The organism is Actinomadura craniellae, assembly GCF_003289645.1.
Lineage (GTDB): Bacteria > Actinomycetota > Actinomycetes > Streptosporangiales > Streptosporangiaceae > Actinomadura_D > Actinomadura_D craniellae.
In genome coordinates this window covers 84,576-101,148 of the sequence record NZ_QLYX01000004.1, presented here as the reverse complement: position 1 = coordinate 101,148, position 16,573 = coordinate 84,576, and the positions used below count along the sequence as shown (strand labels likewise).

Annotated in this window: 20 protein-coding genes and 1 tRNA gene; 14 read left to right on the top strand and 7 right to left on the bottom strand. The window is 70.6% G+C overall.

Translation table 11 applies throughout. The features are described from left to right. Window positions 1-103 precede the first annotated feature (103 nt). On the top strand, window positions 104-919 hold the full coding sequence (locus DPM19_RS09965) for a sulfurtransferase (protein ID WP_111865331.1): 816 nt from the start codon (window positions 104-106) through the stop codon (window positions 917-919). Between the two features lie 161 nt (window positions 920-1,080). Here the strand turns inward: DPM19_RS09965 and DPM19_RS09960 are convergent, their stop codons facing one another. Next, complete coding sequence (locus DPM19_RS09960) at window positions 1,081-1,419, bottom strand: hypothetical protein (protein WP_111865327.1); 339 nt, start codon at window positions 1,417-1,419, stop codon at window positions 1,081-1,083. A 381-nt stretch (window positions 1,420-1,800) separates the two neighbouring features. Here DPM19_RS09960 and DPM19_RS09955 point away from each other — a divergent pair, with 381 nt between their 5' ends. The 4 genes from DPM19_RS09955 (at window position 1,801) to DPM19_RS09940 (ending at window position 4,685) form a co-directional block, all read left to right on the top strand. Further along, the gene (locus tag DPM19_RS09955; RefSeq protein ID WP_111865324.1) at window positions 1,801-2,139 is read left to right on the top strand and encodes a hypothetical protein; all 339 of its coding nucleotides are present in this window, start codon (window positions 1,801-1,803) and stop codon (window positions 2,137-2,139) included. 128 nt (window positions 2,140-2,267) lie between these two features. Next, entirely contained in the window at window positions 2,268-3,116 is an 849-nt protein-coding gene (locus tag DPM19_RS09950; RefSeq protein WP_111865321.1) for an LLM class flavin-dependent oxidoreductase, read from the top strand. Window positions 3,117-3,419: 303 nt separating this feature from the next. Then, window positions 3,420-3,965 (top strand): hypothetical protein, encoded by a 546-nt coding sequence (locus tag DPM19_RS09945; RefSeq protein WP_146778802.1) that lies wholly within the window; start codon window positions 3,420-3,422, stop codon window positions 3,963-3,965. Window positions 3,966-4,154: 189 nt separating this feature from the next. After that, entirely contained in the window at window positions 4,155-4,685 is a 531-nt protein-coding gene (locus DPM19_RS09940; RefSeq protein ID WP_111865315.1) for a hypothetical protein, read from the top strand. A gap of 100 nt (window positions 4,686-4,785) precedes the next feature. Here DPM19_RS09940 and DPM19_RS09935 read toward each other — a convergent pair whose 3' ends face one another. Further along, window positions 4,786-5,166 carry a winged helix-turn-helix transcriptional regulator gene (locus DPM19_RS09935; protein WP_111865313.1) on the bottom strand — a complete coding sequence of 127 codons (381 nt, stop codon included), beginning with the start codon at window positions 5,164-5,166 and terminating at the stop codon, window positions 4,786-4,788. Between the two features lie 141 nt (window positions 5,167-5,307). Here DPM19_RS09935 and DPM19_RS09930 point away from each other — a divergent pair, with 141 nt between their 5' ends. Continuing rightward, the gene (locus DPM19_RS09930) at window positions 5,308-6,177 is read left to right on the top strand and encodes an NAD(P)-dependent oxidoreductase (protein WP_111865310.1); all 870 of its coding nucleotides are present in this window, start codon (window positions 5,308-5,310) and stop codon (window positions 6,175-6,177) included. Between the two features lie 2 nt (window positions 6,178-6,179). On the opposite strand, the gene DPM19_RS09925 is transcribed toward DPM19_RS09930, so the two are convergent. Together DPM19_RS09925 and DPM19_RS09920 are read right to left on the bottom strand one after the other, a co-directional pair. Continuing rightward, window positions 6,180-6,782, bottom strand: coding sequence for a response regulator transcription factor (locus tag DPM19_RS09925; RefSeq protein WP_111865307.1), 603 nt, complete (start codon window positions 6,780-6,782; stop codon window positions 6,180-6,182). After that, window positions 6,779-7,921, bottom strand: coding sequence for a histidine kinase (locus tag DPM19_RS09920; protein ID WP_325050207.1), 1,143 nt, complete (start codon window positions 7,919-7,921; stop codon window positions 6,779-6,781). The genes DPM19_RS09925 and DPM19_RS09920 overlap by 4 nt, the downstream gene beginning before the upstream one ends. A gap of 162 nt (window positions 7,922-8,083) precedes the next feature. On the opposite strand from DPM19_RS09920, the gene DPM19_RS09915 reads away from it, so the two are divergent. Both DPM19_RS09915 and DPM19_RS09910 read left to right on the top strand, forming a co-directional pair. After that, window positions 8,084-8,968 (top strand): ABC transporter ATP-binding protein, encoded by an 885-nt coding sequence (locus DPM19_RS09915; protein WP_111865304.1) that lies wholly within the window; start codon window positions 8,084-8,086, stop codon window positions 8,966-8,968. Between the two features lie 29 nt (window positions 8,969-8,997). After that, a complete protein-coding gene (locus DPM19_RS09910; protein WP_111865301.1) occupies window positions 8,998-9,717 on the top strand; it encodes an ABC transporter permease in 720 nt (239 codons plus the stop codon). A 43-nt stretch (window positions 9,718-9,760) separates the two neighbouring features. Here DPM19_RS09910 and DPM19_RS09905 read toward each other — a convergent pair whose 3' ends face one another. After that, window positions 9,761-10,861, bottom strand: a complete 1,101-nt coding sequence (locus DPM19_RS09905) for an XRE family transcriptional regulator (RefSeq protein WP_111865299.1) — start codon at window positions 10,859-10,861, stop codon at window positions 9,761-9,763. Window positions 10,862-11,134: 273 nt separating this feature from the next. Between DPM19_RS09905 and DPM19_RS09900 the strand changes: the two genes are divergently transcribed. Next, complete coding sequence (locus DPM19_RS09900) at window positions 11,135-11,404, top strand: hypothetical protein (RefSeq protein WP_111865296.1); 270 nt, start codon at window positions 11,135-11,137, stop codon at window positions 11,402-11,404. Beyond that, complete coding sequence (locus DPM19_RS09895; protein ID WP_146778801.1) at window positions 11,401-11,595, top strand: hypothetical protein; 195 nt, start codon at window positions 11,401-11,403, stop codon at window positions 11,593-11,595. The genes DPM19_RS09900 and DPM19_RS09895 overlap by 4 nt, the downstream gene beginning before the upstream one ends. Before the next feature lie 189 nt (window positions 11,596-11,784). Here DPM19_RS09895 and DPM19_RS09890 read toward each other — a convergent pair. Next, window positions 11,785-11,857: transfer RNA gene (locus tag DPM19_RS09890), tRNA-Arg, on the bottom strand. 399 nt (window positions 11,858-12,256) lie between these two features. Between DPM19_RS09890 and DPM19_RS09885 the strand changes: the two genes are divergently transcribed. Beyond that, window positions 12,257-13,558, top strand: coding sequence for a Vps62-related protein (locus DPM19_RS09885; protein WP_158566747.1), 1,302 nt, complete (start codon window positions 12,257-12,259; stop codon window positions 13,556-13,558). A 220-nt stretch (window positions 13,559-13,778) separates the two neighbouring features. After that, window positions 13,779-14,216, top strand: coding sequence for a hypothetical protein (locus DPM19_RS09880; protein WP_111865288.1), 438 nt, complete (start codon window positions 13,779-13,781; stop codon window positions 14,214-14,216). 58 nt (window positions 14,217-14,274) lie between these two features. On the opposite strand, the gene DPM19_RS09875 is transcribed toward DPM19_RS09880, so the two are convergent. After that, complete coding sequence (locus DPM19_RS09875; protein ID WP_111865285.1) at window positions 14,275-14,670, bottom strand: PPOX class F420-dependent oxidoreductase; 396 nt, start codon at window positions 14,668-14,670, stop codon at window positions 14,275-14,277. Between the two features lie 405 nt (window positions 14,671-15,075). Between DPM19_RS09875 and DPM19_RS09870 the strand changes: the two genes are divergently transcribed. Together DPM19_RS09870 and DPM19_RS09865 are read left to right on the top strand one after the other, a co-directional pair. Beyond that, on the top strand, window positions 15,076-15,366 hold the full coding sequence (locus DPM19_RS09870) for a hypothetical protein (RefSeq protein ID WP_146778800.1): 291 nt from the start codon (window positions 15,076-15,078) through the stop codon (window positions 15,364-15,366). A 79-nt stretch (window positions 15,367-15,445) separates the two neighbouring features. Next, window positions 15,446-16,504, top strand: a complete 1,059-nt coding sequence (locus DPM19_RS09865) for a M15 family metallopeptidase (protein WP_111865280.1) — start codon at window positions 15,446-15,448, stop codon at window positions 16,502-16,504. Window positions 16,505-16,573: the final 69 nt, after the last annotated feature.

The following is a 16,573-nucleotide window of genomic DNA, read 5'->3' as shown; positions in this document are numbered from 1 at the left end:
CCGCCCGGGAGTTCGTCCCGGGCGGGCCGTCCGGAAGGCGGTGCCGTCGGGTCCGGGGACCGTCCCTGGACCCGGCGCTCGCCCGATCGGGGATCATCGAGGTATGACCATCATCGACGTGCGGAAACTCGACCCGGCGGCCTGCACCGTGCTGGACGTGCGCTGGCGGCTGGGCGCGCCCTCGTGCCGGCCCGAGCACCGGGCGGGCCATGTGCCGGGCGCGGTCTTCCTCGACCTCGACGAGGATCTGTGCGGTCCGCCGGGCGCCGGGGGACGGCACCCGTTGCCCGACCCCACCCGGCTCCAGGCGGCGCTGCGCCGGGCCGGCGTTCGCGCGGCCCGGCCGGTGGTCGTCTACGACGACGGCCCGGGGCACGCCGCCGCCCGCGCCTGGTGGACGCTGACCTGGGCCGGCCACAGGGATGTCAGCGTCCTCGACGGCGGCTACCAGGCGTGGACCGCGGCGGGACTGCCGGTCGAGAGCGGGGAACCGGAGGTCGAGCCCGGGGACTTCACCGTCCGGCCCGGCGGTCTGCCCGTCCTCGGCGCCGCGGAGGCCGCGGCCCTGGCCCGGGACGGGGTGCTGCTGGACGCCCGGACAGCCGTCCGCTACGCCGGTCACGACGAGCCGGTCGATCCGGTCGCCGGCCACATCCCCGGCGCGGTCAACCTGCCCGCCGACCGGCTCGTCACGGCGGACGGGCGGCTGCGCCCGGCCGGCGAACTGCGCGAGGTCTTCACCGCGGCGGGGGCGGGGGCCTCGGCCGGCGCGTACTGCGGGTCCGGGGTCACGGCGGCGCACACGGTCTGGGCGATGCATGTCGCCGGGTACGAGCGCGCCGCGCTGTACGTCGGTTCGTGGAGCCACTGGATCACCGACCCGAGCCGTCCGGTGGCGGCCGAAACCCCGGAGGGCTGATTTTCCGGGCAGGGGAAAGGCGGCTTCCCGGCTGCCGGGGAAGCCGCCTTGCCGTTTCCCACCCGGAGGAAAGGCGCGTCGACGCGCGACCGCGGGGCGGGGCCCTCGGGCAACGGAACGCCCCGGCGCCCGCGGTCACCGCTCATCCGGTGAATTCGGTTTCAGCGTCCGCAGACTCGGCGGTATCCCCTGAGGTAGCCGGCGGCCCATCCGCGCGTGTACTGGCGCCCGCCGCGATGGCCATGGGCGCCGACGCGCTTGCGCCGGCAGTCCCGGTAACCGTCCCGGACGCCGCGCCGGTACCCGTTCCGGTAACCCCGCCAGTACGTGAGTGACCGTTGCAGCGCGGCCGGGGCGCCGGGTGCGCTCACCTGGCCCGCGGTGACGACCGTCTGGGCGGGAACCGGTGCGGTCGCCGCCTGGGCCGCGCCGGCCGGGAAAAGCGCGAGGGATGTGAGAAGAGCCGAACCGACCAGCATCATGCGGTGCCTGTTCTGCATGGTGCCTCCTCTTTTCAGAGCGCCTGGGCGGCCTCTCGGCCACCCGATGGCCGCCTATCCGGGGAATGCGGATAGGCGCTGGCTCTTCGTACATTTCACCCTCGGAAGATGAGCGTCAAGGCTATTTACGGCAAGTTGCCGACAATGGTCGCTATGCGAGTATTGGATTTACCGGTCCCCGGAATTGTTTGACTTAAAAGTCATTTCCGCGGGCCCGGCGCGAGTTGACTCGATGCCCGCACCTGACGGAACCCGGCACCCCGGCCACGGGACGGTCAAGCACCACCGGCGCCGGACCGCGCGTCCTCCGCCGGGAGCGGGTGGCAGACTCGCCCTGCGGTCCGCGGGCAGGAGAGCCTCCGGCCGGAGCAGGGAGGGCGCATGGGCGGGAGCGATCCGCACATCCACGTCGAGGTGAAGGTGATTCACGGCGACGCCGCCGTCCGCGACATGCTGGCGTCCACGTTCGGCCTGGCCGGTGACCTGCCGGGCGTCGTCACCACCGGGTGCGGGGTGCGGGCGCCGTATGCGATGACCTCTCCGCGTCCGGACAGGGTCACCTGCCTCGCCTGCCGGGAGCACGCGCACCGCGAGCACCTGCGCCTGGCGGAGGAGGTCGAGCGCCTGAGCCGCATGCCCGGGTCGGTCATCGGTGCCGCCGATGCGAGGCGGGCCGCGGCCGGGCATCGCGAACTCGCGGCGAGGTTCTCGGCGGCGTAGGGCCGGGCCCTCGTCGGGGCGGCGGCCACCGTACCGCCCGCCTGGTGTGGGCGTGGTCCCGGTGGCGGGTGCGCGTTGTGGCCCTTGCCTCTAGCCATGATCGTTGCGTCCATAGTTAGCTGCTGGATATGAAATATGGAATTTCTGTACCCAACCTCGGCGAGTTCGCGGATCCGCTCCAGTTCGCCGAGGTGGCGCGCCGGGCCGAGGCGGCCGGGTGGGACGGGCTCTTCGTCTGGGACCACGTGGTGTTCCCCTACGGCGAGGTCGAGGTGGGCGACCCCTGGGTGCTGCTGACCGTGGCGGCCACGGCGACCGAGCGGATCAGGCTCGGCCCGCTGGTCACCGCGGTGGCCCGGCGGCGGCCCGGAACGCTGGCCCGGCAGACCACGTCCCTGGACCGGCTGTCGGGCGGGCGGCTGGTGTTCGGGGCGGGGCTGGGGTTCACGCTGGAGGCCGAGTACGGCACCTGGGGCGAGCCGGTGCGACCGCGGGAGGTCGCCCAGCGGCTGGACGAGGGCCTGGCGGTGCTGGCCGGGCTGTGGTCCGGGGAGCGGGTGGACTTCCACGGCGAGCATCTGACCGCCGCGGACGTCACGTTCCACCCGACCCCGGTGCAGCGGCCGCGCCCGCCCGTCTGGATCGGCTGTAACTGGCCCAACCGGCCGCCGCTGCGCCGGGCGGCCCGGTGGGACGGTGTGGCGCCGATGGTGTTCAACCCGCAGGACGGGTCCTGGGAGCCGACCCCCGAGGTGGTCGCCGAGATCGTCGCCACCGTCGCCGAGCACCGCACCGGCACCGGCCCGTTCGACGTGGTGATCACCGGTCGCACCCCGCCGGAGGACACGGCGGCGGCCCAGGACACGGTGGGGTCCATCGCCGCGGCCGGTGCGACCTGGTGGCTGGAGGGCTTCCGCCCGCAGCCGGGAGAGCACGACGCCGCCCTGCGCCGGATCGAGGCGGGCCCGCCGCGGTGAACCGCGCCCGCGACCGCCGTGGCCGTCCAGCGTGCCGAGGTTCCACGTCAGGGTGTTGAACACCGCGCCCGCGACCGCCGTGGCCGTCCCGTGGTCAGGCGGCCGTCCGGGCGTGGTGGACGACGAAAACGAACACGACCGGTAACTGGCGGCTGCCCGATAGGGCAGTTCCGCCCGCCGGGCGGGCAGCCCTCCCGCAGGAGGCGGAACATTCCGGACGAGGCGGTCATCTGACCCCAGTGATTCCCCCCGCCGACCCTGGGAGTTGCGATGAACCCCGTCCCCCGCCACCGGCGTGACCGCATGAACCACCCAGTCGCCATGCTGTTCCTGGTGGTCTGCCTCGGCCTCGGCGTCGGAGCGGCGGCCGCCGGCAGCCGGATCACCGCCATGTCCATCGACCTGGAGCGGGAGTTCGGCCAGGGAGAGATCGTCACCGCGATCTCCTACGAGAAAGGCCCCGTCCTCGGCGGGCGCCCCGCCGCGATCTACCAGCGCGGTCCCGCCGACCGCGCCCCGACCCCCGCCACCTGCCAGTACCTCACCCATACCGGGAGCTGGCAGCCGATCCACCTGCGCGCGAAACGCGTCCACCGCATCGCCGAGGGGGACAGCGCCTGGTACTTCATTTACACCGTGTCACCCGAGGCGGCCGTGCGGGTCGAGCACCAGGTGCGCTGCACCGCCCCGGCCGGCACCCGGTTCGCGATCGGCAGGCCGCCGTTCCTGCCCAGGCTGCTGAACCAGGGCGTCCTCGCCGGCTTCGTCACGCTCGGCCTCCTCGGCGCCCTGACCATCTCGGTCACCAGGGTGATCAGGCGCCGCCACGTTCCCACCCGCTCCCGCTGACCCGGCGCCTCCGCCCACCTCAAAAGCACGGGTGGTGACCGCCGGGCCGCGCCATCCACCTGCCCACCGGCCCCTGGCGAGAAAGCCCGATCGCCTTTGCCCGAAGCCAGAAGATCGTGGCTCTCCGGCCCAAGGGCACCAGCGAGCCGCGAGCCAGGTCTACGATGCCCAGGTGATCAGGAGCGCGGCGTGAACCGGGACCTGGCCCGCGGGCGTGCGCTGGCGCTGCGGATCATGGACGGGCTCGACGAGGAACTGGCGCAGGCAGAGGCCCTCACCGAGGGGCGGGTGGAAGAGGCCCGCCGGCTGCGGGACGGGTGGCGCGCCGGTGAGCCGGGTGATCTGTTCGTGGACGCGAGGCAGGTGGAGCTGTTCACCGCCATGCTCGCCGTGGCCCGGCTGGGCCATTTCGGTACCGGATACCGGCCATGCCCCTTCGACCCGTATCACGGCGCCGCCGGGACGCGTGCCCTGTGGACGCCCCCCGGCTCGGCACCTCGCGCGGTGACCTGCTGCGGCGATGACGCCGCTCGGCTGGCGGGCGGCCGGGAGCCGCAGATCCGGCAGGTCCCTTCGTTCAAAGGGATGGTGCCGCTGTGGAAGGGCACCGACATCGAAGCGCACTGGCTGATCGGCCATCACTCCCCGACCGGGACCGGCGATCTGCGGGAGACCTTCCGTGACACGTCCGTGGGGCGTTGCCTGGTCCGGCTGATGTAGGCATCCGGCCTGCCGGCCGTGCCCCGCACGATCTGGACCAGGCCGCCGCCGACCGGTTGGTGGTCCTGCGGGAGGGCCGGGTTCGCACCACCGCCCGGAGTTACGGGCGCGGCATCACGGGCGCATCCGGATGGTCGACCATCCCGAGGGCCTCACGGCGGATCCGTTCGCGACCCCACTCGCCCAGCGGTTCGAGCGCCTTGTTGAGCATGCGGCCGTGTTCGGTGAGGGTGTACTCCACCCGCGGCGGCACCTCGGCGTAGACGGTGCGGATCACCAGGCCGTCCCGCTCCATCTCGCGCAGATGCTGGGTCAGCATTTTCTCGCTCACGCCCGGCAGCCCACGGCGCAACTCCGCGAAGCGCCTCGTGCCGTGCTCGTCGAGTTCCCAGAGGATCAAGCCCTTCCACTTGCCGCTGACCACGTCCAGAGCGGCGTCGATCCCGCAGATGTACGGGCCCTGCCCCGGAGACTTCACCATCGCGCCCTCACTTACCTCTAGGTGGGTACCGCAGAAAAAGGTACGTACTTCCCAAATCTTAAGCCGGGGTCGAATCTGGGAGCACGTGCTCGACATTCACCGAGGTGCTCCGTGACGACACCTCCGGAAGGAACGAACATCATGACGACGGCAACCGGAACCACCATGCTCGGCCTAGGCGCGATGGGACGGGCGCTGGTGGCGGCGCTGCTCAAGGCGGGACACCCGGTCACGGTGTGGAACCGGACGCCGGGCCGGGCGGGCGAACTGATCGAACGGGGCGCCGTCGAAGCCGGGACGGTCCACGAAGCCGTGACCGCGGGCGGTCCGGTGGTGGTCTGCCTCTACGACCACGCCTCGGTGCGCCAGACCCTCACCCCGGTGGCCGACGCGTTGCGTGGCCGCACGGTCGTCAACCTCACGACCACGACCCCCGGCGAGGCGCGGGAACTGGCGGCCTGGGCGGAGGAGCGCGGCGTCGCCTACCTCGACGGGGCGATCATGGCGATACCGCCGATGATCGGTGCTCCCGGGGCACAGATCCTCTACAGCGGTGACCGCGAGGTGTTCGACCGGTACCGCGACCTGTTCGACCTGTGGGCGGCCAGTACCTACGACGGCGCGGACGCCGGGCTGGCCTCGCTGTTCGACCTGGCCATCCTGTCGGGCATGTATCCGCTGTTCAGCGGGTTCCTGCAGGGCGCCGCGATGGTCCGGACCGCGGGCGTCACGGCTGCGGAGTTCGCCGAGCGCGCCGCGCCCTTCCTCGCCGCGATGACCGGTTCCTTCGCCCACACCGCACAGCTCGTGGACCGTGGCGACTACAGCGCTCCCGTGCAGAGCCTGGACTGGACCATCACCGCGCTGGAGACCATCGCCCGCGCCGGCCGCGAGCAGGGCGTCGCCCCGATCCCCGTCGACATGGTCACGGCACTCGTCCGGCAGCAGATCGACCAGGGGCACGGGTCCGAGGGCTTCGACCGGATCATCGAGGGCATGCGCCCGGCCTGACCTTACAGCCAGTCGTGTTCCCGTGCGTAGCGGGCGGCTTCGTGCCGGGTTCTGGTCTGGGTCTTCTGCATCGCGTTCGACAGGTAGTTGCGGACCGTGCCCGCCGCGAGATGGAGCCGGCCCGCGATGTCGGCGACCGAGTACCCCTCACCGGTGGCGCGCAGCACGTCGATCTCGCGGTCGGTGAGGGGGCAGTCGTCGATCACCGCGAGCGCCGAGACGTCCGGGTCGATCCACCGCTTGCCGCCGTGCAGAGCCGCGATCACCGACGTGATGTGGGCCGGCTCCGCGGACTTGCTGACGAACCCCTGCACGCCGAGCCTGAGCGCCTTGCGCAGCACGCCGGGGCGCGCGTGCCGGGTCAGCATGAGGATCACCTGGTCGGGTCGCGCCCGGCGGATCTCCGTGACCGCGCCCAGGCCGTCCACCTGGGGCATCTCCAGGTCGATCACGAGCACGTCCGGACGGTGTTCGAGCGTGACCGCGACGGCCTGCTCACCGTTCTCCGCCTCGGCGAGAACGGTGATGTCGCCTTCCAGCGGGAGCAGCGCGGCCATCGCCTTGCGCAGGAGGGCCTCGTCGTCGGCGAGCACCACGGTGATCATCGAGGCCCTCCCGCCGGGAAGACCGCGGCCGTCACGAATTCGCCGCCGTCCCGCGCCACCGTCAGCTCGCCCCCCTCGTCCGCCAGCCGTTCCCGGAGCGTGGACAGCCCGCGCAGTTCCGGCGGGTCGTCGCCGTGCGCGCCGTCGTTGACGATGGTGATGCCGGACTCCGACAGCGTGATCCGCACCTGCCCGGCCTGCGCGTGCCGGAGGATGTTGGTGGTCGTCTCGCGGAGGACCTGGCCGAGCAGCCGGCTCGCGTGCTCGCCGACTTCCGCCGCACGCACGATCCGCACGTGGATGCCGGCGGCCTCGAACAGGTTCTTCGCGTTCTCCAGCTCGCCGGAGAGGTTGAGCCGCCGCTGCGCGTAGGCGAGTTCCCTGGTCTGCTTGATGGTGTCGCCGACCAGGGCGGTGATCTCGCGCAGCTCCTCCTCCGCCCGGCCGGCGTCCGCCCGCACCAGCTTCCCGGCCAGCGCGGTCTTCAGCTTCACCACGTGCAGCGTGTGGCCCTGGATGTCGTGCAACTCGCTGGCGAACCGGATCCGTTCCCGCGCGACGGCCAGCTCCGCCTCGTGCTCGCGCGCCTCCTCCAGCTCCGCCATGTGGTTGTAGAAGGCCTGGCTGGAGAACATGAGGCCGAGGGTGAACACGGCGACGCCGCCCGGGGTGAGCGCGTACTGGACGAGGATCCGGCCGGGGTCCTCGTCCGACACCAGCAGCCGCGCCGCACCCACCGCGGCGACGAACACGACGAGCCCCACGGCGGCCGGCACCCGGTGCCGCGGCAGCTGCGGCACGACGAGCGGGCCGACGACCGTGACGCTGTAGAACGCCGTGCTGCTATCGCCGACCAGCACACCGAAGACCCACACGGCCGCGCTGACCCCCAGGCACGGCAGCGCGACGGAGGAGAGGTCGTCCCCCGCCCACCGCACGGCCGCGACGATGGCCACGAGCACGCCGACGATCAGGACGACCGCCTCCCACCAGGACCGGGAGTCGACCACGACCAGCAGCGCACCGACCGGGATGAGCACCGCGAGCTGCGTGGTGATGTTCAGCCGGCGCATCCGGCCGCGTGCCATCTCGGCGCGCTCGGACACCGCGCGGGGCCGGCGCGGCGGTCTGGTGTCCACTGTGGCCCTTCCGGGATCGGCGGTGGTTCCGCTCCAGTGTTCTGCCGGGCGGATGACGGCACCAGTGACGCTACGTCATGTCCTGGGCTGGAAAAACGTCATCCCGAGGTCGTGACGTGGTCGCACTGCCGGACGAACCCCCCGGCCGGTGGAATCTGTGGCATGTCGACCACACCAGTCATCGAAGTCGAACAGCTGAACGTCACCTACGGCGACTTCCACGCCGTCCGGGACCTGTCCTTCCAGGTGCGGCGCGGTGAGCTGTACGCGCTGCTCGGCACGAACGGGGCCGGGAAGACCTCGACCCTGGAGACCGTCGAGGGGCACCGCACCCAGACCTCGGGCACCGTGCGGGTCTTCGGGCAGAGCCCGCGGAACCGGCGTGCCGTGCGACCCCGCACAGGGATCATGCTGCAGGAGAGCGGGTTCACCCCGGACCTGACGGTCACGGAATCCGTCCGGCTCATCGGGACGCTCACCCGGCGCACCGACCGGGTCGAGCGCGTGCTCGACATCGTCGGCCTCACCGGCAAGGCGGGCACGAAGGTGTCACAGCTGTCCGGTGGCGAGAAGCGCCGCCTGGACTTCGCCACCGCCGTGTACGGCGGGCCCGAACTGCTCTTCCTGGACGAGCCGACCACCGGCCTGGACATCCAGTCCCGCGACGCCCTGTGGTCCACCGTGGACAGGCTGCGGGAGAACGGCACCACGGTCGTGCTGACGACGCACTACCTGGAGGAGGCACAGCAGTACGCGGACCGCATCGGGCTCATGCACCGCGGCACCTTCCACCGGGAGGGCACGGTCGCCGAGCTGACCCGGGCGCTGCCGGCGGTGATCCGCTTCGGCCTCCCGGCCCCAGCGCCCGCGCTGCCGCTGCCGGCCATGCGGGAACGCGACGGCCGGTACCTCGTTGAGACCTTCGGCCTGCAGAAGGACCTGTACACACTGCTCCGCTGGGCCGAGGACCACGGGCTGGAACTGCGGGAACTGGCGGCCGGGCCGACCGGCCTCGACGACGTCTTCCGCGCCCTCGGCGACGCCTGACCCCCTCCTGTCCAGAAAGGACTTTCACCATGCTCTCGATCGCGCTCAGCGAGCTGATCCAGGTCTTCCGGAACCGGCTGGTGCTGGTCACCAGCTTCGTGATCCCCGTCGTGGTCAGCGCGTACTTCGTCTACCAGCACGACGTCTTCGCCGAGACCGCCAGCCTGGGCTACATCGCGGCGATCGTGACGTTCACGGTCTGCGCGTTCGGCCTCTACGCCGGCTCGGTGACCACCCTGGCCTCCCGGCGGCAGAACCTGTTCCTCAAGCGGCTGCGCTCCACGGCGGCCGGCGACGCGGGCATCCTGACCGGCCTCGTACTGCCGGTCACCGTGGTCGCGCTGGTCCAGGTGACCACGATCCTGACCGCGTTCGCCATGGTCACGACGGCGCCGAAGAACGTCGTCCTCCTGGTGGTCGCGGTCCTCGCGACCGTGGTCATGATGGTCGGCCTGGCACTGGCCACCGCCGGGCTGACGAACTCGCCCGAGCACGCCCAGGTCACGACACTGCCCGTCACACTCGGCGTCATCGCCGTCGCGAGCTGGGTGGGAATCAGCGGCACCGACGACCTGACGCTGCTCAAACGGCTGCTGCCCGGCGGCTCAGCGACCGAACTGGTCGTGAACGCCTGGAACGGCGGTACCGCGATGACGGACTCACTGCTCCTGCTGGCCCCGACGCTGGCCTGGGTCGTCGTGGCCGCCGCACTCGCCGCCCGCCTGTTCCGCTGGGAACCACGCCGATGAACGCCAGGGGACGTCGCCGGCGTTCGGTGCGCTGCCCGGCCGCCTACGGTCCGGCCAGCGCCCCGCGCAGGCTCGCCGCGGTATCCGCCACCGTCGAGGACGCCCCCCCGTCCCGGACGATCCGTTCGACCACCCGCCGCAGCAGGTTCGTTGTCCGGGTCGACTCGACCTCGCCGAGATGCGCGGCGACTTCACCGATCACCGGTTCGGCGTCCGCCCATGCCCGCGCCCGGACGAGGGCGTTCAGCAGATGCGTCAGGTCGTTGTACCGGGCCCGCCGGGCGGTGGCGCGGGCCTCGGCCGAAGCGTGCAGCAGCGTCGCGGCGCGGACCCAGTCGCCCCTGTCGGCGGCGGCCGCTCCCCGGTGCCACATCAGTTCGGCGTCGGTCATCCACCATGTCCAGTACGGGTCACTCGGCCCGATCCCGTCGGCCAGGATCACCGATGCGCGGGCGAACGCGTCGTCGGCGCCGGCCGTGTCGCCAAGCTGGGCGAGGGCGCGGCCTCGCCGGATGTCGAACAGCGCGCTGATCCGCGGCGGCAACGCCTCGTCTGTGAGGCTCAACGCGATGCGCAGCGCCTCGGCCGGGCGGTGCAGGTACACCGACTGCATCGCCAAATGCGAGAGCTGGAAAAGCTCCATATGGCGGTCACCGGCGAGCCGAGACAGCATCATCGCCTCTTGGATGATCTGCCGTGAGACCGGCTGCTGGTCGGCGTCATAGGCCATCCACGCGGCGACCTCCCCGGCCTCACCTACGGCGGCTTCCAAGTCGCGCTGCACCCCCGGTCGGTAGGCGCCGGTGCCGAGACGATGCGACCCGGCGCGGAAGACGCGCAGGGCCAAGGGTAGGACGTCGTCCCCGCCATGCAGGGTGTCCAGCCGCACCAGCGCCTGACTGGTCTCACGTAGGCCCTGCACGTAGGCGGCGTCGGCCTCAGGGCCGTCGGTGGTGACGGCCGAGACGAGGTCGAGCGCAACGCCCCGCCCGGCGGGCGGCCCCGTGTCGGCCAGTTGCCCCGCGGCTGTTTCCTCAGGCGGGAACAGGTCGTCCGGGTCGAGGCCGAAGACGGCGGCGAGGGTGGCGACGTAGTCGCGGGGGAAGTGGTCCCCTCGTTCCCACGCGCGGATCTGGGACGTCATGGACTCCAGGGCGCGGTGTGAGCCGGTCTCAGCCCGGAGCCGGCGACCCAGCTCGGCCTTTGACCAGCGGCGGGTTTCGCGTTCGGTCTGGAGTCGTACGGCCCACGCAGGGCGGGATCGTTCGGTCATGGCGCGCACCAATTCGCCGGTCCGAATATCCGATCACTGCGGTGTGATCGGGTGTCTCATCGCCAGTGTGCCCCTGGTACGCGGCCCATCGCAGCAGTTCGCTTGGAGTTACCGAACCGCTACCCTGCGAAGGAGGCCGGCCGCATGGTGCACGGCGCCCCCACGAACTACCACAGCGGCCCGCTACGCCTGTTCGAGTGGACCGCCTGTCTCGGCGATGACCAGGGCGCGAGCGGCGTCACCGACGACGAGCAGCGGGCGGTCGAGCATCTCGCCGAAGCGTTGGCCGATGCCGCGCCGGGGTCGTCTGGGAGCGTGCACCGGGCGCACTACGCCGGCGGTGGTGTCGGGTACCGGCACGGGCACCAGGTCGCGCAGGCGGAGGTCACCGCCGACGGGGTGACGTGGACGTGACGGAAGCGGAGATCCACGCGGAGCAGGCCGCGTTACGGAAGCGGTACGGCACGCCGTGGATCTGGTACGGGTGGCGCACCGGCCGGTGGTGGGCGCTGGCCGGTGGGCGGCTGGTCGAGGCCGTGTCGCCAGGCGAGCTCGGCCGGGCGATGCGGACGTCGGCGTCCTGGCCGTGGCCACCGGTCCGGTAGAGGCTGCGGGCGCGACGTAACCCCTCGTCGTGCCCGCACCGTACGCCGTGGCCCCGGGGAAGCCCCTTGGCGGGGTCCGGGGTCGCGCGCGGCCTCACCCCCGGGACGGCTGGGCTCCCAACGGGCTTTCAGGCCCGTGGGGCACCTCGAATAGGGCTGTTAGCCGTACGAAACGCCAGGTCAAGAGGGTGCCCCCGGCAGGATTCGAACCTGCGGCACACGGTTTAGGAAACCGTTGCTCTATCCCCTGAGCTACGAGGGCCTGATGCAGGTAGAGCCTACTGGAGGCGATCTGGTAGTCCTGTGCGGCTGGTGGTCCTTCCGCGTATGTCCCGCACTCGCGCTCCGGTGGGATTCCTGCGGCCGATGCCAGCCTAGCGGCTAAGGGCCGGCCGACGCTCCTTGATTCGCGCCTGCCGGATCGTCCGGCAGGGACGGGAACGTGTGTTCTCGGCCGAGCCCCGGGCGATCGCCGGGACCTGGACGTCACCGCGGTGCTTCGGCTCGCCCGCCGCGTGGGACCGACTCCCGGCGACGCGGGTGTGGTCCTTCGCCGGTCACCGAGCAGCACGCTGTCGCGGACGGTGGCACCCACCTGCCCGGTTTTTCCTTTCTGTAGTCGGATAGATACTGGTTGTTACTTCAATGGAAGGGGTCGACCTTGACGACCATCTCCAAGGACTCCGTGGCCTCCCGGGCCTCGGTGATCTCCAAGGATTTCGGTGAGCTCACGCTCGCCTTCACCGACCAGTTCACCTTCTGCTGGAACGACCGGAGCACCGGTGGCAGCGACTACGGCGGCTTCTGGCACCCGCAGCCACCGGAGGGGTTCTTCGCGCTCGGCTCGATCGTGCGCAAGGGGTGGGGCACCGACAACATCCAGCAGCTCGACGGGGGATCCGCCGGCCGGCTCAAGGAGTACACCACCGCGTTGTGCGTGAAGCCGTCGGCGGCCGGTGAGAAGGCGGTCAAGTCGGGTAAGGCCAAACCGCAGCTGGCCGCCCCGACCGGGTACGAGCGGATCTGGAAGGACGCCAAATCAGGCGGGAAGTACTACGGCTGTATCTGGCGTCCCATCGCCCCGGCCGGCTACGTTCCGCTCGGCTGCGTCGCGTCGCCCAATACCTACGATGAACCGCCCACATCGGCGATCATGTGCGTTCGCGAGGATCTCACCTATCTCGCCGACCTGTCGGCGTCCTACTCCGACAGGGGTACCGGAGCCACGGAGGACCTTTCGACCTGGCTCAACGTCACCCCGTCCGACTACGCCGCCACCGACGACACTCTCGGCCTTATCGCCGCCGGGACTTTCACCGCCGTCCCCAACCACAGCCGGCGGCCGGACCCGCAACGGGAGACCCGGGTGCTGCGCCTGGCGATGCCCATCGATGAGGCCGTCCTCGGCAAGCCGCCCGCGCTGACCGACCGCAATCCTCCGCCGCCCACCACGGACGAGATCATCGTGGCCTCGGTATGGATGCCCTACACGGCTGTGAAGGACACCGCGCGAACCGATGCCTGGAAGTTCGCCAATTCGCCCTTCTACCAGGTGCAGCGCACCGCGGCTTGGCGGCGCCTGCAGTATCTCAACAACGACACCGGCCGTGACCAGCCCCTCTCCGACGTGGTCACCGTCGGGTGGGAGAAGGGGCAGACCCATGGGTGGAGCGTGAACGTCGGTTTCGAGATCTCCACCACCAACTCGCTCGGTACGGGGCCGGTGAGCGCTTCCACGACCTTCAAGTTCACCGCCGCATTCGGTGCGACCGGTTCCTACTCTGCCAAGGAAAGCTCGTCCCACACCAAGAGCCGTACTTTCACCGTCCCCAGCAACCATGCCGGTGCCATGTGGGTCGGTCACGAGAAACTCCGCATCGTCCGTGCCGACAACACCATCGTCGGTAGCACCCTCTCCTGCGACACCGAACTGTTCGCCTACGACCAGTACCCCGACGACTGACCCTGACCGCTCACGGCCCCGCACCGCCCTGGGTGCGGGGCCGGTCGGTGGAACGCAGCGGGGGAAGCGCCCGGCGGGAGCTTGCGAGGTGCCAGTCCTGTACGGGATGGCCCTCGGGCAGCACCGCCAACCCGCGAGCCGCCGGTGGACGGCCGAGACGTAGATCTGCTTCGGACGGCGAATCGCCCGCCTTCCTGGAACCACCTGCTACTTTGATTGAATGGCGCATTTCCTCGCCCTTGTTCTCGTGGACCGGAGTGTCCAGGATCCGATCGCGCGGGCCGAGCAGGTGATGGAGAATTTCTGGGCTCCTGATTTCTTTGACGAAGAAACAGGTGAGAGGCGCCCGAACGTTCGGTGTGATGGATTCGTGGTCGGCGGCAGGTACGACGGCGTCATCTGGGGCAAGGAGCAGCACTACGACCTCACGCCTGACCAGTACCGACGCAGGTACGGGCTGGACGTGGTGCGTCCCGAGGACAATTTGCGGCCGGTGTCGGAACTCGTTCCCGGAGTCATTCCTTATGCGATCGTCACGCCGGACGGTCAGTGGTCCGATTGTGCCGGCAAGCCGGATCAGGCGTGGTCGGACGAAGTCGGTTCGTTGCTGGCGGAACACCGCCACCGAATGGTCGTGGCCATCGACTGCCATTGCTGACCGCCTGAAGGCGCCCGCGCCTTGCCGGGGCGTCGGGTGCTCTGCCTGGCCGGCGCCGTCAGATGGAGAACGCGTTGACCTTCTGCGGGGTCACGCGGACGATCAGGCGGAAGACGTCGGTGGACTCGGGAGGCGGGTCTTCGCCGAGGTATTTGTGGGAGAGCCTGGGCGGCAGGGTCTTGTCCGGGTCCTCGGTCAGTTCGGCGGTGCCGCGGATCTCCACCGAGCGGTAGGGGTTCTCGGTCGCGTAGACGGTGAGGCTGATTCGTGGGTCCCGGGCGAGGTTGAGCGCCTTCTGCTTGGTGGCGGTGACGGAGAACAGCACTGTGTCGTCCTCGCGCAGGATCCACACCACCGAAGATTGTGGCCCGCCGTCGGGGTTGACGGTCGCGACGGTGGCGAAGTTTCTGCCGTCGAGCAGTTTGCGTGTCTCTTCGTCGAGCGCGGCGCCCATAAGTTCGGTTCTCCCCGAGGTTGTGTAGTCAGGACGTCGTCCATGATTCGCGGCTCTGCCGGTCGGCGGAAGAGGGCACTTTTGTGTCACGCTGGAACACCGGTGTACCCGAGCAGGTCACTGCTCACCTGTGGTTCGGGGAGGTTTGTGGGCATCGTTCCGTACTGGTGCGGTGCGTGATGTACATCCGGGTGACAATGATTTTGTCGCCACTGTGGGGTTTGAGACTGGAGCGTGGGGGATAGCGCCGCTACGCTCCAGGACGTGAGCGGTCGCCATCGGGGAGGACCCGCGCCGCAGTCGATTTTCGAACCGGGCGCGGGGAAGTCGGCGCGTGCCGGCGCGGGACGCAAGCGGCTTGCGTTGATCGCGGCGGGGCTGGCGTTTCCGTTGATCGTGGCGTTCGTGACCGTGGTGCTCCTGGGGCCTGATTCTGCCGACGCGGGGCGGGGGCTGCCGAGCGACCCGGGGACGACCGTGCCGGTCGCCCAGGCGCCCAAGGTCAAACCGCTGGAGGGGCCCACCAACGACGAGTTCGTTCCGCCCAAGCCCACCCGGACCCCCAAGCCCAGCGCCCGGCCGAAGCGCACCACCGCGCCGCCCCGGCCCCGCCCGGCGGAGACCCGGCGGGCGTGCCCGCTGCCTTTCCTGCCCAGTTGGTGCGAGCGCAACGGGTACCGGCCCTGGGGCGAGTGACCCAACAGCGCGTCACAAACCCTCTCCTTGTAGTAGCGTTCGGTCGGCCGTATCTCTCCCGCCATCGGAGGACACGTAAGTGCCGACTCCTCGATCAGCTTCGCTGGTCGCGGTCTTCTCGGTGATGGCGTTGCTCGTGTTGACCAGTGCGCCACCGGGTTACGTCTCACTCGGACAGGCCGCGCAGCAAGCCGCCGACCCGATCGAAACGCTGCGCAGGCAGGCGACCAAAGCGCGCACCGACCTTGAGAAGGCGACCAAGCAGTGGGAGAGCCGCCGGACGGAACTCGCCCGGTCGCAGGTGAAGTTGCGGGAGGCGCTCCGGGAACTCGCCAAGGCCGAGGCCGAGTGGAACCGGATCCGCGAACCGCTGGCCCGGCTGGCCAACGCCACCTACCAGCAACCGGGCGCGCTCGGCTCCATGGCGATCTTCGGGCCCGGTTCGACGGAGAGCACGCTGCGCGCCGCCGCCGACGTCACCCATCTGGCCAACGCGCAGGAGGCCCTGATCAAGCAGGCCACGGTGCTGCAGGACCGGCGGCAGCGACTGGCCACCACCGTGCAGGAGTTGCAGTCGCGCAACGCGGTCGAGCAGACCCGGCTGCTCCAGCAGATCAACGCGCTGAAGCAGCGGTCCGCGCAGCTCACCAAGGACCTCACGGAACTGCTCGACCGGATGCGCATCAGCCGTGACCGCAGGCTCGCGCTTGCCTGCGACCGTGATCTGGTCGCCGACGCGCGCCGGTTCCCCAACGGGCTCATCCCGGACAAGTACCTGTGCGACCTGCCGCAGCGCGGGCACACCCTGCGGGCCGACGCCGCGCTGGGCTTCTACAAGCTGAACTCCGCCTACAAGCAGCGCTTCGGCCGCGACATGTGCGTGACCGACGCCTACCGCAGCCTGGGCGAGCAGCAGAGCGTCTACTACCGGCGCCCCGGGTTCGCCGCGGTGCCCGGCCGCAGCAACCACGGCCTGGGCACCGCCCTGGACCTGTGCGGCGGGGTGCAGATCCAGGGGTCGGCCCAGTTCAACTGGCTGGAGGCCAACTCCCGCCGGTACGGGTGGTTCCACCCCCGCTGGGCGTACAGCAGCCCCTTCGAACCCTGGCACTGGGAGTTCGGCTCCGAGTACGGCTGACCCGGGAGATGACCATGGCCGATGGCACGGGCAGCGAGTACGGCTGACCCCTCCGAGTACGGCTGCCCC